Origin of the sequence: Pseudomonas algeriensis (assembly GCF_048847255.1) — a bacterium.
GTDB lineage: Bacteria > Pseudomonadota > Gammaproteobacteria > Pseudomonadales > Pseudomonadaceae > Aquipseudomonas.
In genome coordinates this window covers 131,888-145,971 of record NZ_JBKKRK010000006.1, presented here as the reverse complement: position 1 = coordinate 145,971, position 14,084 = coordinate 131,888, and the positions used below count along the sequence as shown (strand labels likewise).

At 62.5% G+C, this 14,084-nt stretch carries 12 protein-coding genes; 8 read left to right on the top strand and 4 right to left on the bottom strand.

Translation table 11 applies throughout. The features are described 5' to 3' along the window. Positions 1 to 111 precede the first annotated feature (111 nt). The 7 genes from mreC to tldD all read left to right on the top strand — a co-directional run bounded on the left by mreC (position 112) and on the right by tldD (position 10,176). The gene (mreC, locus tag ACLK1G_RS11415) at positions 112 to 1,230 is read left to right on the top strand and encodes a rod shape-determining protein MreC (RefSeq protein WP_420765654.1); all 1,119 of its coding nucleotides are present in this window, start codon (positions 112 to 114) and stop codon (positions 1,228 to 1,230) included. After that, positions 1,227 to 1,715: a rod shape-determining protein MreD gene (gene mreD, locus ACLK1G_RS11410; protein WP_249876151.1), complete on the top strand. Its 489-nt coding sequence runs from the start codon at positions 1,227 to 1,229 to the stop codon at positions 1,713 to 1,715. The genes mreC and mreD overlap by 4 nt, the downstream gene beginning before the upstream one ends. 98 nt (positions 1,716 to 1,813) lie before the next feature. After that, on the top strand, positions 1,814 to 2,410 hold the full coding sequence (locus tag ACLK1G_RS11405) for a Maf family protein (protein ID WP_420765527.1): 597 nt from the start codon (positions 1,814 to 1,816) through the stop codon (positions 2,408 to 2,410). A 56-nt stretch (positions 2,411 to 2,466) separates the two neighbouring features. Further along, the gene (gene rng, locus ACLK1G_RS11400) at positions 2,467 to 3,924 is read left to right on the top strand and encodes a ribonuclease G (protein WP_420765526.1); all 1,458 of its coding nucleotides are present in this window, start codon (positions 2,467 to 2,469) and stop codon (positions 3,922 to 3,924) included. A gap of 60 nt (positions 3,925 to 3,984) precedes the next feature. Then, positions 3,985 to 7,788 carry a YhdP family protein gene (locus tag ACLK1G_RS11395; protein ID WP_420765525.1) on the top strand — a complete coding sequence of 1,268 codons (3,804 nt, stop codon included), beginning with the start codon at positions 3,985 to 3,987 and terminating at the stop codon, positions 7,786 to 7,788. Between the two features lie 76 nt (positions 7,789 to 7,864). Further along, entirely contained in the window at positions 7,865 to 8,728 is an 864-nt protein-coding gene (locus tag ACLK1G_RS11390) for a carbon-nitrogen hydrolase family protein (protein ID WP_420765524.1), read from the top strand. 5 nt (positions 8,729 to 8,733) lie between these two features. Next, on the top strand, positions 8,734 to 10,176 hold the full coding sequence (gene tldD, locus ACLK1G_RS11385) for a metalloprotease TldD (RefSeq protein WP_186710681.1): 1,443 nt from the start codon (positions 8,734 to 8,736) through the stop codon (positions 10,174 to 10,176). Between the two features lie 44 nt (positions 10,177 to 10,220). Here tldD and yjgA read toward each other — a convergent pair whose 3' ends face one another. Next, positions 10,221 to 10,745: a ribosome biogenesis factor YjgA gene (yjgA, locus tag ACLK1G_RS11380; protein ID WP_420765523.1), complete on the bottom strand. Its 525-nt coding sequence runs from the start codon at positions 10,743 to 10,745 to the stop codon at positions 10,221 to 10,223. 153 nt (positions 10,746 to 10,898) lie between these two features. Between yjgA and pmbA the strand changes: the two genes are divergently transcribed. Then, positions 10,899 to 12,245 (top strand): metalloprotease PmbA, encoded by a 1,347-nt coding sequence (gene pmbA, locus ACLK1G_RS11375; RefSeq protein ID WP_420765522.1) that lies wholly within the window; start codon positions 10,899 to 10,901, stop codon positions 12,243 to 12,245. Between the two features lie 218 nt (positions 12,246 to 12,463). On the opposite strand, the gene ACLK1G_RS11370 is transcribed toward pmbA, so the two are convergent. From ACLK1G_RS11370 to ptsN, 3 genes are read right to left on the bottom strand one after another with little or no spacing between them, the layout of a single operon-like run. Next, on the bottom strand, positions 12,464 to 12,739 hold the full coding sequence (locus tag ACLK1G_RS11370) for an HPr family phosphocarrier protein (RefSeq protein ID WP_420765521.1): 276 nt from the start codon (positions 12,737 to 12,739) through the stop codon (positions 12,464 to 12,466). Between the two features lie 15 nt (positions 12,740 to 12,754). After that, positions 12,755 to 13,612: an RNase adapter RapZ gene (gene rapZ / locus ACLK1G_RS11365; protein WP_420765520.1), complete on the bottom strand. Its 858-nt coding sequence runs from the start codon at positions 13,610 to 13,612 to the stop codon at positions 12,755 to 12,757. 2 nt (positions 13,613 to 13,614) lie between these two features. Beyond that, complete coding sequence (ptsN, locus tag ACLK1G_RS11360; RefSeq protein ID WP_420765519.1) at positions 13,615 to 14,079, bottom strand: PTS IIA-like nitrogen regulatory protein PtsN; 465 nt, start codon at positions 14,077 to 14,079, stop codon at positions 13,615 to 13,617. Positions 14,080 to 14,084 lie beyond the last annotated feature (5 nt).

Genomic DNA, 14,084 nt, shown 5'->3' with positions numbered 1-14,084 from the left:
TCGGGCGGCACTTTGCAGTGCTGCCCGTTGGCGTTTATCTTCTGTCATTCGTATCCAGGCCGGTTCGATACCGTATGAATAAAGACAACGTTTGCCTGGGAGGAGCGGCTTATTAAACCGCTTTTTGCCAAAGGCCCCTCATTGGGTGTACGCCTGCTGGTGTTGACCGTGCTGTCGGTTGCGCTGATGGTGGTGGATGCCCGCTTCACGCTGCTCAAGCCAGTGCGCAGCCAGATGTCGCTGGTGTTGATGGAGTCCTACTGGATCACCGACCTGCCGCAACGGTTGTGGCAGGGTGTGGCCAGCCAGTTTGGCAGCCGGACCGAACTGGTCGCCGAGAACGAAAAACTCAAGACTGAAAACCTGCTGCTGCAGGGACGCATGCAGAAGCTGGCGGCCCTCACCGAGCAGAACGTGCGGCTGCGCGAGTTGCTCAACTCCTCGGCGCTGGTCAATGAGAAAGTCGAAGTGGCCGAGCTGATCGGCATGGACCCGAACCCGTTCACCCACCGCATCATCATCAACAAGGGCGAGCGCGACGGCGTGGTCCTCGGCCAGCCGGTGCTCGATGCCCGTGGCCTGATGGGGCAGGTGGTGGAATTGATGCCTTATACGTCTCGTGTGCTGTTGCTGACCGATACCACCCACAGCATTCCGGTGCAGGTCAATCGCAACGGCTTGCGGGCAATCGCAAGCGGCACCGGCAACCCCGAGCGCCTCGAACTTCGCCATGTTGCCGATACCGCCGACATCAAGGAAGGCGACCTGCTGGTCAGTTCCGGCCTTGGCCAGCGGTTTCCGGCTGGTTATCCCGTGGCGACGGTCAAGGAAGTCATTCATGACTCTGGCCAGCCGTTCGCGATCGTGCGGGCGGTGCCGACGGCTGCGTTGAACCGCAGCCGCTACCTGCTGCTGGTATTCAGCGACAACCGCACGCCTGAAGAGCGCGCCAACGATGCCGCCGTGGCCCAGGAGGCCCAGGACCAGCAGAGCGGCGAATCGCCTGCTCCGGCCACACCTGCGCCCGCGCCCGCACCTGTACCAGCCACTGTGCCCAAGCCCCAGGCTGCGACGGCCCCGGCAACAACAGCTCCGGCCGCACACGCCGCGGCTCCCGCCCGACCGGCCGCAGCCCAGCAGCCGGCGGTCCAACCCGCCCGGCCCGCGACCAAGCCACCGGCCCCAGCGCCTGCCGCTACGCCCGCCACCAGGGGAGCACGTGAAGAATGAGCAGTACTCGATCCGGTAATGGCTGGATGGTCTGGCTGACCTTTGCCATCGGCCTGTTGCTCAGCGTTTCCCCGCTGCCGCAGTTCATGGAAATCCTGCGCCCGCTGTGGCTGGCCTTGCTGCTGGCCTTCTGGGCCCTGGCCTTGCCGCACAAGGTCGGCATGGTCACGGCCTGGTGCCTGGGGCTGGCCGAAGATGTGCTCTATGGCACGTTGCTGGGTCAGAACGCGCTGATCCTGACCTTGATCACATTCCTGGTGCTGTCGTTGCAACAACGCCTGCGCATGTTCCCGATGTGGCAACAGTGCTTGGTGATCCTGGTGATCTTCGGCTTGGCGCAACTGGTGCAATTATGGCTCAGCGCCTTGACCGGTAATCGCCAGCCGACCCTGGCGCTGGTCTTGCCGGCCCTGGTCAGCGCATTGCTGTGGCCGTGGATAAGTTTCGGTTTGCGCGGCTTGCGGCTGCGTTTCAAAATCAACTGATTCGGTCAGGATATCTACACTTTTTTGATGACTTACATCCCTGTGGCGAGGGAGCTCCCTCGCCACAAAAGCCGGTCGCCTATAAGGGAGATGTCTTGATGAAACCGCTTTACCTCGCCTCTGGGTCGCCGCGCCGGCGTGAATTGCTCACGCAGATCGGGGTGCCATTTACCGCCATCGGTGCGGACATCGACGAAACTCCCCACGATCACGAAACCCCATCGGCCTATGTAGAGCGCTTGGCGCGTGGCAAGGCCGATGCTGGACGACGTGCCCTATCAAATGACATCGATGGCTGCGTGCTCGGCGCGGACACCGCCGTGGTGCTGGATGGACGAATTCTCGGCAAGCCTCAGGATCAGGCCGACGCCGTGTCGATGCTCCTGGGCCTGTCCGGGCGCGATCATGAGGTACTGACCGCCATTGCCGTGCTGGATGCCGAACGCTGCGAATCCCGGGTGGTTCGCAGCCGCGTGCGCTTTCGCCTGATCACGGAACAGGAAGCGCTCGCCTATTGGGCCAGCGGCGAACCGCGAGACAAGGCCGGCAGCTATGGCATCCAAGGGCTGGGCGCGGTGTTCGTCGCCGGGCTTGAAGGCAGTTATTCGGCCGTCGTCGGCCTGCCGCTCTGCGAAACCGCAGAATTGCTCGGCCATTTCGGCATACCCTGTTGGCAAACCTTGAGCGCGCGTTGAGCGCCGTCTGACTAGATGCGGCCATAATCGTGAATATGCCTGAACGAGACCCTGCCATGAGTGAAGAGATTCTGATCAACATCACGCCGATGGAGTCGCGCGTGGCGGTGGTTGAAAACGGTGTCCTGCAAGAAGTTCACGTCGAGCGCACGCAAAAGCGTGGCATCGTCGGCAATATTTACAAGGGCAAGGTGGTGCGGGTTTTGCCGGGCATGCAGGCAGCCTTCGTTGACATCGGCCTGGATCGCGCGGCGTTCATCCACGCTTCGGAAATTTCCATGCGCGAAGGGCCAGCGGTGGAAAGCATCAGTGCGCTGGTCCATGAGGGCCAGAGCCTGGTGGTGCAGGTCACCAAGGACCCCATCGGCTCCAAGGGCGCGCGCCTGACCACCCAGCTGTCGATTCCGTCGCGCTACCTGGTGTACATGCCGCGCACCGCCCACGTCGGCATATCCCTGAAGATCGAAGACGAAGCCGAGCGTGAGCGCCTCAAAAAAGTGGTCAGTGACTGCGTGGAAAAAGAAGGCATCAAGGAAGCCGGCGGCTTCATCCTGCGTACGGCCGCCGAAGGCGCCGGGGCCGATGAGATCCTCATGGATATCCGCTACCTGCGCAGGCTCTGGGACCAGATCGCCGCGCAGATCAAGACCATCGCCACTCCCAGCGTGATCTACGAAGATCTGGGCCTGGCGTTGCGAACCCTGCGTGACCTGGTCAGCCCGAAGATCGAGAAGATCCGCATCGATTCCCGGGAAACCTTCCAGAAAACCACCCAGTTCGTCGCCGAGCTGATGCCGGAAATCGCCGACCGCCTGGAGCACTACCCTGGCGAGCGGCCGATTTTCGACCTGTACGGCGTCGAAGATGAGATCCAGCGCGCCCTTGAACGCAAGGTGCCGCTCAAGTCCGGCGGTTACCTGGTGGTCGATCCGGCCGAGGCGATGAGCACCATCGACGTCAACACCGGTGCCTTTGTCGGCCATCGCAATCTCGAGGAAACCATCTTCAAGACCAATCTTGAAGCGGCCACGGCCATTGCCCGGCAATTGCGCCTGCGCAACCTCGGCGGGATCATCATCATCGATTTCATCGACATGGAAGACGAAGAGCACCAGCGCCAGGTGCTGCGCACCCTGGAAAAACAGCTGGAGCGCGATCACGCCAAGACCAACATCATCGGCATCACCGAACTGGGCCTGGTGCAGATGACCCGCAAGCGCACCCGCGAAAGTCTTGAACAAGTGCTGTGCGAACCATGCAGCAGTTGCCAGGGCCGGGGCAAGCTCAAGACCCCGGAAACCGTGTGTTACGAAATCTTCCGGGAAATCCTCCGGGAAGCGCGCGCCTACCAGGCCACTGGCTATAGAGTGTTGGCGAACCAGAAAGTGGTGGACCGGTTGCTCGATGAAGAGTCGGGCAACGTCGCGGAGCTGGAAACCTTTATCGGCCGCACGATCCGTTTCCAGGTGGAGACCATGTATTCACAGGAACAATACGACGTGGTGTTGCTCTGACGTGGCATGCGCAGTGGCGAGGCCGCGGCGAGAATGCCTTTGCCAAGGGGGGCTGCTGACATGGAGCGTCTGACACGCCTGTTGGGCACATTGACACGCTGGGGGCTTGGCCTGTGTGCGCTGCTGCTGGTGGTGCTGGCCTTGTACGTGAGCCTCGGCCGGGAGTTGGTCCCGCTGGTGGCTGAATACCGTAGCGAGGTCGAGGCCCGTGCCGGCGAAGCGCTCGGCATGCCGGTGCACGTCGGTAGCCTCGAAGGCGGCTGGAACGCTCTGGCCCCCATCTTCGCCGCTCGCGATGTAGTGGTCGGCGACGGCCCCAATGCCCTGCACCTGGATCATGTGCGCGCCGTGCCCGCGGTGTGGGACAGCCTGGTGGCCCGCCAGGTGCGCATCGCCCATCTGGAAATCAGCGGCCTGAAGATCAGCCTCAAGGAAGGCGCCGACGGGAAATGGGCCCTGGAAGGCCTGCCGGTACGGGACGACCAGCCACTCGATCCGCAGCAACTGTTGAACCGCATGCAAATGGTCTCGAAGCTGTCGGTGCTCGACAGCCAAGTCACGTTGCAGCCACTGGACCATCCGCCCCTGAGCCTCACCTACGTTGGCTTGAGCCTGCGCACCGGTGTCTCCCGCCAGCGCCTGGACGCTCGGCTGACCCTGCCCGACGGCCAGCCCGTGGCGATCAACCTGCGTACCCGCATCCGCGCCAGCGATTGGAAAAATGGCGTGGCCGATGCCTACCTGAGCCTGCCGCAAAGCGATTGGTCCCAATGGCTGCCTAAACGCCTGACCCGGCAATGGAATTTTTCCGAAATCAAGGCGGGGGGCGAGTTCTGGCTCAGCTGGGGCGCGGGCACGGTGCAAAGCGCGGCCGTGCGCTTGAACGCGCCGCAGCTCCAGGGCGCCTATGCCGACCGCAAGCCCGTGCAAATCCATAACCTGGCCCTCAACGGCTATTTCCAGCGCAGCAGCCAAGGATTTATCGCAACCTTCGACACTCTGGCGATGAGCCTGGGTGACACCCGCTGGGAGTCGCGCCTGAAGCTGCAGCAGACCGACGCCTCCGACAAGGCCGAGGAACGCTGGCACGTGCAGGCCGATCGTCTCGACTTGACGCCGCTCACGCCGCTACTCAATGCCCTGGCGCCATTGCCGGAAGGCGTCGCCACCGCCATCGACCGACTCAAGGTGACCGGTGGCTTGCGCAACGTCTTGCTCGACTACCGGCCACACAATACCGGTGATCAGAAAGTCAGCTTCGCCACCAACCTCGACACGGTGGGTTTCAACGCCTATCACGGGGCCCCGGCGGCACGTAATGTTTCGGGCAGCCTGAGCGGCGACCTCGGCGGCGGCGAACTGCGCATGGACAGCAAGGATTTCTCCCTGCACCTGGACCCGATCTTCGCCAAGCCCTGGCAGTACTTGCAGGCCAACGCACGGCTGACCTGGAAGTTGGACAAGCAAGGGTTCACCTTGATCGCGCCTTACCTGAAGGTGCTGGGCGAGGAGGGCCGGATTGCCGGGGATTTCCTGATTCGCCTGCATTTCGATCACAGCCAGGAAGATTACATGGACCTGCGGGTCGGCCTGGTGGACGGTGATGGGCGCTACACCGGCAAGTACCTGCCGGCCGTTCTCAGTCCGGCGCTGGACGAGTGGCTGCGCACCGCAATTGTCAAAGGCGCGGTGGATGAGGGCTTCTTTCAGTATCAAGGCTCGCTGAACAAAGGCGCCGAGGATGCGGCTCGCAGCATCAGCCTGTTTTTCAAGGTGCATGACGCTGAGCTGGCGTTCCAGCCCGGCTGGCCTTCGGTCAGTAAGGTCAGCGGCGATGTGTTTGTCGAGGACAGCGGCGTACGCATCTTCGCCAGCCAGGGGCAACTGCTGGGTACCCAGGTAAAAGACGTTTCGGTGAACATTCCCCACGTGCCGACCGGGCAAAACTCTCATTTGCTGCTCGACGGTGGGTTTGCCGGAGGGCTCGGCGACGGGTTGAAGATCCTCCAGACCGCGCCCATCGGCACGGCCGAAACATTCGCCGGCTGGGAAGGCGAGGGCGACCTGCGCGGCAGCGTAAAGCTCGATATCCCGCTCGTGAAAGGCGAGCAACCGAAGATCCTCGTGGATTTCTCCACGGACAAGGCTCGGCTCAAACTCAGCGAGCCGGCCTTGGAATTGACTCAGCTCAAGGGGGATTTCCGCTTCGACAGCAGCAAGGGGCTGAGCGGCAAGAACATTGCGGCCCGGGCATTCGACCGACCCGTGACCGCGCAGATATTCGCCGAGGGCCGCACCGGCGCGCTCAATACGCGTGTCACGGCGTCCGGACGGGTTGAGGTGAAGAAACTCACCGACTGGCTGAGCGTGACCCAGCCGTTGCCCGTCTCCGGCGTGATTCCTTACCAGTTGCAAGTGATCCTCGACGGCGCCGACAGCCAGCTGTCGATCAATTCCAATCTCAAAGGCGTCGCGGTGGATCTGCCGGCGCCCTTCGGCATGGCGGCTGATGCCGGGCGCGACACCGTGTTCCGTATGACATTGCAGGGGCCGGAGCGGCGTTACTGGGCCAATTATGGCGACCTGGCCAGCTTCACTTATGCCGCCCCGAGCGGAAAAACGGCCGATGGCCGTGGCGAATTGCTCCTGGGCGGGGGCGATGCAGTGCTGCCGGGAGCCAAGGGGCTGCGCCTGCGAGGTACGCTATCGGAGCTGGACGTGGGTCCCTGGCAGGATCTGTTGGGCAAATACGCCGGCCAGGACCCGGGCGGCAGCGCCCGGCAAGTGCTCAGCGGTGTCGACCTGAAAGTAGGCAAACTCACGGCGATGGGCACGACGCTGGACCAGGCATCGGTGCAACTGGACCGCAAGCCGGACGCCTGGGCCATGCGGCTCGACAGCCAGCAGGCCAAGGGCAGCGTCAACGTGCCGGACGCAAAGGCCGCCCCCATCGGTATCAAGCTGGACTACGTGCGCCTGCCCGCTGCCGACCCGACGGTGCAGGCCGACGAAAACGCCCCGGATCCGCTGGCTTCGGTTGATCCGAGCAGGATACCGGCCCTGGATATCGCCATCGACCAGTTGTTCCAAGGGCCTGATCTGATCGGCGCCTGGTCGTTGAAGGTGCGTCCAACCGGTAAAGGTATTGCGTTGAACGATCTGGACATGGGCCTCAAGGGCATGGTCCTCAATGGCAATGGCGCTTGGGAAGGTGCGCCGGGCTCGACCAGCAGTTGGTACAAGGGGCGGATCAAGGGCAAGAACCTGGCCGATGTGCTGAAAGGCTGGGGATTCGCCCCCAGCGTGACCAGCCAGGAGTTTCGCCTGGACGTTGACGGCCGTTGGCCTGGTTCGCCCGCCTGGGTGGCCACCAAGCGCTTTTCCGGGAGTCTCGATGCGTCGCTTACCAAGGGGCAGTTCGTCGAGGTCGAAGGCAGCGCCCAGGCGTTGCGGGTATTCGGCCTGTTGAACTTCAACTCCATCGGCCGCCGCCTGCGCCTGGATTTCTCCGACCTGTTTGGCAAGGGGCTGAGCTATGACCGGGTCAAGGGCTTGCTGGTGGCGAGCAATGGCGTCTATGTAACGCGTGAGCCCATCGCCTTGACGGGACCTTCGAGCAACCTGGAACTGAACGGAACGCTGGACATGGTCACTGACCGGGTCGACGCCAAGCTGCTGGTGACGTTGCCGGTGACCAACAACCTGCCCATCGCCGCGCTGATTGTCGGCGCCCCGGCGGTGGGTGGGGCATTGTTTTTGATCGACAAACTGATCGGTGACCGCGTAGCGCGTTTTGCCAGCGTAAGATACGACGTCAAGGGGCCGTGGAAAGAGCCGAAGATCAGCTTCGATAAGCCGTTCTGACGAGTAACGCTAGCCCTTGTGGGAGCGAGCAAGCTCGCTCCCACACGGGGATGATGCACGAAATGAAGGAGACAGCATGCCAGTCGCCGTGATTCAAATGGTCAGCCAAAGCGATGTCCTCGCCAACCTGGCCCGCGCCCGTGTGCTGTTGGAACAGGCAGCGGCTGGCGGTGCGAGGCTGGCGGTGCTGCCGGAAAACTTCGCCGCCATGGGACGGCGGGACGTTGCCGACATCGGTCGCGCCGAAGCCTTTGGTCAGGGACCGATCCTGCCGTGGTTGAAACAGGTCGCTCGCGACCTCAGGTTATGGATTGTCGCCGGCACGTTGCCATTACCGCCGGAGGGCGAGCCCGAAGCCAGGGCTCATGCCTGTTCGTTGCTGGTGGACGACCAGGGCCATATCGTGGCGCGTTACGACAAGCTGCACCTGTTTGACGTGGACGTGGCGGACAATCGTGGGCGCTACCGCGAATCCGATGACTATGCTTATGGTCGCAACGTGGTGGTTGCCGATACTCCCGTGGGCCGGGTGGGCCTGACGGTCTGTTACGACTTGCGTTTCCCGGAGCTCTACAGCGAGTTGCGAGCGGCCGGGGCTGAGTTGATCACCGCGCCTTCGGCCTTTACAGCAGTAACCGGCGCCGCCCATTGGGACGTATTGATTCGCGCCCGAGCCATCGAGACCCAGTGCTACCTGCTGGCGGCAGCCCAAGGCGGGACGCATCCGGGGCCAAGGGAAACCTTCGGCCACGCTGCAATTATCGACCCATGGGGGCGGGTGCTGGCGCAACAGGATCAAGGCGAGGCGGTGCTGCTGGCCGAGCGCGACAGCAGCGAACAGGCGTCCATCCGGGCGCGCATGCCGGTGGCGAGCCATCGGCGCTTTTTCTCGCAGGGCGCCCGACAGCGACCTGCCCAAGACGACGAATTCAAGGCGTAAAACATATGAGCGGGTTGTTGTCCTCAGTCAGTGAACACCTTTTAGCCCCCGGTGGCGTGACCCTCGAAAGCCTGCAAGGCGTGCTGGGTGACCTGGCCGGCCCGGGCATCGATGCCGCCGACCTGTATTTCCAGGGGCAGATTTCCGAGTCCTGGTCGTTGGAAGACGGCATCGTCAAGGAAGGCAGTTTCAACCTTGACCAGGGCGTCGGCGTACGGGCCCAGTCCGGTGAAAAGACCGGTTTTGCCTACAGCAACGCCATCACCCTCGAAGCCCTCGGCGCCGCGGCCCGTGCCGCTCGTTCGATCTCGCGCGCCGGGCAAAACGGCACGGTCCAGGCGTTCAGCAGCCAGGACGTGGCGCAGCTGTATGCGCCGGATAATCCGTTGGAGGTCATGAGTCGCGCCGAGAAAGTCGAGCTGCTCAAACGCATCGACGTTGCCACTCGCGCCCTCGATCCACGGATCCAGCAGGTGTCGGTGAGCATGGCGGGCGTCTGGGAGCGAATCCTGGTGGCGTCCACCGATGGTGGCCTGGCGGCGGACGTCCGGCCCCTGGTGCGGTTCAATGTCAGCGTGATCGTCGAGCAGAACGGCCGGCGTGAGCGCGGCGGTCATGGCGGCGGCGGGCGCACCGACTATCGTTATTTCCTCAGCGAAGACCGCGCCATGGGCTACGCCCGCGAAGCCTTGCGCCAGGCGCTGGTCAATCTGGAAGCGATTCCGGCCCCGGCCGGCACGTTGCCGGTGGTGCTGGGCTCCGGCTGGTCCGGCGTGCTGCTGCATGAAGCGGTCGGCCACGGCCTGGAAGGCGATTTCAACCGCAAGGGCAGCTCTGCCTACAGTGGTCGCATGGGTGAAATGGTCGCCTCGAAACTCTGCACGATCGTCGACGACGGTACATTGGCCGGGCGTCGGGGCTCCCTGAGCGTCGATGACGAAGGCACCCCGACCGAGTGCACCACCTTGATCGAAAACGGCGTGCTCAAGGGCTACATGCAGGACAAGCTCAATGCTCGCCTGATGGGCGTCGCTCGCACCGGCAACGGTCGTCGCGAATCCTACGCGCACCTTCCGATGCCGCGCATGACCAATACCTACATGCTGGGCGGCCAGAGCGATCCGGCGGAAATCATCGCCTCGGTGAAAAAAGGCATCTATTGCGCCAACCTCGGCGGTGGCCAGGTGGACATCACCAGCGGCAAGTTCGTGTTTTCCACCAGCGAGGCCTACCTCATTGAAGACGGCAAGATCACCGCGCCGGTCAAGGGCGCGACCCTGATCGGCAACGGGCCGGAGGCGATGAGCAAAGTGTCGATGGTCGGTAATGACCTGTCGCTGGACAGTGGCGTGGGCACGTGTGGCAAAGACGGCCAGTCGGTGCCGGTGGGTGTCGGCCAGCCGACCTTGAAGATCGATGCAATTACCGTGGGTGGCACGGGCGCATGACGGAGCCTTGGGTGGAGTGCAAGGCCTCCACCCAAGGACGAGACTCAGCGCAGGCCGCGTTGAGTCTCGTCCAGCTCACGGATGTATTTGAAGATTTTACGGCTCGAGGCCGGCGGCTTGTTGTGCGCCAGTTCGTGCTGGGCCTGACGGATCAGGGAGCGCAATTGCTGGCGATCGGCCTCCGGGTAGTCGATGACGAATTTTTCCAAGGTGCCGTCATCGCCAGCGATCAAGCGATCACGCCAGCGTTCCAGGTTGTGGAAGCGCTCGTTGTACTGGCGGGTGGAGGCATCGAGCTGGTCGAGCAAAACCAGGATCGCGTCAGTGTCCTGGTCGCGCATCAGTTTGCCGATGAACTGCAGGTGCCGTTTACGCGCGATATTCGCGGTGTGCTTGGGCGCATCGGCCAGGGCCCGGCGCAAGGCGTCGGTCAATGGCAGTTTGGCCAGCAAGTCAGGCTTGAGTGTTGTCAGGCGCTCGCCGAGGTCAACCAGAGCATGCAGCTCTCGTTTGACCTGGGATTTGCTTTTTTCACCCTCGTAGAGGGAGTCGTCGTAAGAATCAACCATGGTGGCAGTCCGCAAAGAAACGCCGCCATGATAACCAGTCGGGGGCCGCTTGTCCGGCCCGGTCGCTAGAAGGCCAAGGGTTTGTACGAAAAACAGCGCAGGCAGTTTGCGTGCAAACCCGATACCGAAAGCAGAATTTGAGTGGAGAACACCATGAGTGCAGTTCAGAGCGTCGGCCCCCAGGCATTGCCGGCACTGCAGGAGCAAGTCGAGCAGATTCTCGCCGAAGCCAAGCGACAAGGTGCCAGCGCCTGTGAGGTGGCGGTATCGCTGGAGCAGGGATTGTCGACTTCGGTGCGCCAGCGCGAAGTGGAAACCGTTGAGTTCAATCGGGATCAGGGTTTCGGCATTACCTTGTACGTAGGCCAGCGCAAGGGATCGGCCAGCACTTCGGCCAGCGGGCCCGACGCCATTCGCGAAACGGTGGCCGCGGCGCTGGCGATCGCCAAGCACACGTCCGAGGATGACGCCTCGGGGTTGGCCGATGCCGCCCTTATGTGCAAGGAACTGAAGGATTTCGATCTGTTCCACGCCTGGGACATCACGCCCGAGCAAGCCATCGAACAGGCGCTGCGCTGTGAGGCGGCGGCATTCGATGCCGACCGCCGGATCAAGAATGCCGACGGTACGACGCTCAATACGCACCAGGGTTGCCGGGTTTATGGCAACAGCCATGGCTTTATCGGCGGTTACGCTTCGACCCGTCACAGCCTCAGTTGTGTGATGATCGCCGAGGCGGACGGGCAGATGCAGCGCGACTACTGGTATGACGTCAGTCGCCAGGGCACGTTGCTGGCGGACCCGGTGAGCATCGGCCAGAAAGCCGCACAACGGGCAGCCAGCCGCTTGGGCGCGCGGCCGGTGCCGACCTGTGAGGTGCCGGTGCTGTTTTCTGCCGAGCTGGCCGGTGGTCTGTTTGGCAGCTTCCTGTCGGCGGTGTCTGGCGGCAACTTGTACCGCAAGTCGTCGTTCCTGGAAGGCGCGCTGGGGCAGAAGCTGTTCCCGGAGTGGATGACCATTGACGAGCGTCCGCACCTGATGCAGGCCATGGGCAGCTCGGCATTCGACGGCGATGGCCTGGCCACTTACGCCAAGCCGTTCGTGGAAAACGGCGAGCTGGTGTCCTACATCCTTGGTACCTATTCGGGCCGCAAACTCGGCATGCCGAGCACCGCCAACGCTGGCGGTGTGCATAACCTTTTCGTTACCCATGGCGAAGAAGACCAGGCGGCATTGCTTCGGCGCATGGGCCGGGGGCTGTTGGTAACGGAGTTGATGGGCCATGGGCTGAACATGGTGACCGGGGATTATTCCCGTGGCGCGGCGGGTTTCTGGGTCGAGAATGGCGAGATCCAGTTCCCGGTTCAGGAAGTCACCATCGCCGGAAACATGCGTGACATGTTCAAGCAGATCGTGGCGGTGGGGAATGATTTGGAGCTGCGCAGCAACATCCGCACGGGCTCGGTGTTGATCGAGCGGATGACCGTGGCGGGTAGCTGATACTCAAGGCCACAAAAAAAGGCGCGTCATTCATGTGGATGACGCGCCTTTTTTGTGTCGATTAGAGCTCATGGCAAGACCGTTTTTGTGGCGAGGGAGCTTGTTCCGCTGAGCCGCGAAGCGGCCCCAACATCTTGCGGCCGCTGCGCGCTGGAGCGCCAGCCCGGCCGAGCGGGGGCAAGCTCCCTCGCTACGAAATGGCCTTGGGTCCGGAGGAGTTATTCCCCCTCGTCGAAATAGTTGTTGATCAGCGCCACCAAGGCATCCATCGCCTCCTGGGCCTGTTCGCCCTCGGTGCTCAAGTGGATCTTGGTGCCCTTACCAGCGGCGAGCATCATCATCGCCATGATGCTTTTACCATCGACGGTACTCTCAGGCGTGCGCCCGACCCGGATCGTGGTCTCAGGAAACTGACCCGCCACACCTACGAATTTCGCCGACGCTCGGGCATGCAAACCCAGCTTGTTGATGATTTCAATTTCACGAGCAGGCATCGCGGTGTGAATCCTTTAGCTGAGGTCGCGGTGGCGAACCTGGACGTTCTTCAGGGATTGTTGCAGGAGCTGACCCAGGCGTTCGGTCAGGTAGACGGAGCGGTGATGGCCACCCGTACAGCCAATGGCGATCGTGACGTAGGCGCGGTTGCTAGCGGCAAAGCGGGGCAGCCATTTGAGCAGGTAGCTGGAAATGTCCTGGTACATCTCTTCGACATCCGGCTGGGCAGCCAAGTAGTCGATTACCGGTTGGTCCAGCCCGGACTGCTCGCGCAGTTCCGGTTTCCAATAAGGGTTGGGCAAACAGCGGACATCGAACACCAGGTCGGCATCTACCGGCATTCCGCGTTTGAAACCGAACGATTCGACGAGAAAGGCCGTACCCGGTTCTGGCTGGTTCAGCAGGCGCAACTTGAGGGTGTCGCGCAGTTGATACAGGTTCAGGTTCGTGGTGTTGAGCTTGAGGTCCGCCAGGTCCGCGATGGGCCCGAGCAGTTGGCTTTCGTCATGGATCGCTTCGGCCAGGGAGCGGCTCGCATTGCTCAGTGGATGGCGCCGGCGAGTTTCGGAGAAACGCTTGAGCAAGGTTTCTTCGTCGGCATCCAGGTAGAGCACATCGCATTGGATATGGCGGCTGCGCACTTCCTCGAGCAGTTCGGGGAAGCGCGACAAGTGGCTGGGCAGGTTACGGGCATCGACCGACACGGCGACCAGCGGTTGCGCCAGTTCGGTGTGGATCAGGGCGCGCTCGGCCAACTCCGGAAGCAGGCCTGCCGGCAAGTTGTCGATGCAGTAGTAGCCGCTGTCCTCGAGCACATTGAGGGCGGTACTTTTACCGGAGCCGGAGCGGCCACTGACGATGATCATGCGCATGTTTAATGACCGTTCTGCTCGTCCAGGACAACCTGATACAAAGCGTCGTTACTCGTTGCGCTGCGCAGTCTTTCGCGCACTTCCTTGCGGTCCAGCATGCTGGCGATCTGGCGCAGCAGCTCAAGGTGCGCATCGGTCGCCGCTTCCGGAACCAGCAATACGAACAGCAGGTCGACCGGGGCGCCGTCGATGGCGTCAAAATCTATGGGCGCTTCAAGGTGCAGTAGCGCGCTGATGGGCGACGTACAGCCTTTGAGGCGGCAATGTGGAATGGCGATGCCGTTGCCAAAACCGGTGGAGCCTAGTTTTTCACGGGCGATAAGGGCCTCGAAGACGTCCTGCATTTCCAGATCCGGCACTTCGCGGTGGATCAGGTTGGCAATTTGTTCGAGGGCTTTCTTCTTACTGCCACCCGGCGCGTTCACCTGGGAACGGCCGGGGGTCAGGATGGTTTCTAGTCGGATCATGGATT

Excerpts from the sequence above, each read along its gene's own strand:
- ACLK1G_RS11390 (WP_420765524.1), top strand. The coding sequence starts at position 7,865 with ATGCCAGTCGCCGTGATTCAAATGGTCAGCCAAAGCGATGTCCTCGCC.
- ptsN (WP_420765519.1), bottom strand. The coding sequence starts at position 14,079 with ATGATCCGACTAGAAACCATCCTGACCCCCGGCCGTTCCCAGGTGAAC.
- ACLK1G_RS11405 (WP_420765527.1), top strand. The coding sequence starts at position 1,814 with ATGAAACCGCTTTACCTCGCCTCTGGGTCGCCGCGCCGGCGTGAATTG.
- pmbA (WP_420765522.1), top strand. The coding sequence starts at position 10,899 with ATGAGTGCAGTTCAGAGCGTCGGCCCCCAGGCATTGCCGGCACTGCAG.
- ACLK1G_RS11370 (WP_420765521.1), bottom strand. The coding sequence starts at position 12,739 with ATGCCTGCTCGTGAAATTGAAATCATCAACAAGCTGGGTTTGCATGCC.
- rng (WP_420765526.1), top strand. The coding sequence starts at position 2,467 with ATGAGTGAAGAGATTCTGATCAACATCACGCCGATGGAGTCGCGCGTG.
- yjgA (WP_420765523.1), bottom strand. The coding sequence starts at position 10,745 with ATGGTTGATTCTTACGACGACTCCCTCTACGAGGGTGAAAAAAGCAAA.
- rapZ (WP_420765520.1), bottom strand. The coding sequence starts at position 13,612 with ATGCGCATGATCATCGTCAGTGGCCGCTCCGGCTCCGGTAAAAGTACC.
- ACLK1G_RS11395 (WP_420765525.1), top strand. The coding sequence starts at position 3,985 with ATGGAGCGTCTGACACGCCTGTTGGGCACATTGACACGCTGGGGGCTT.
- tldD (WP_186710681.1), top strand. The coding sequence starts at position 8,734 with ATGAGCGGGTTGTTGTCCTCAGTCAGTGAACACCTTTTAGCCCCCGGT.
- mreD (WP_249876151.1), top strand. The coding sequence starts at position 1,227 with ATGAGCAGTACTCGATCCGGTAATGGCTGGATGGTCTGGCTGACCTTT.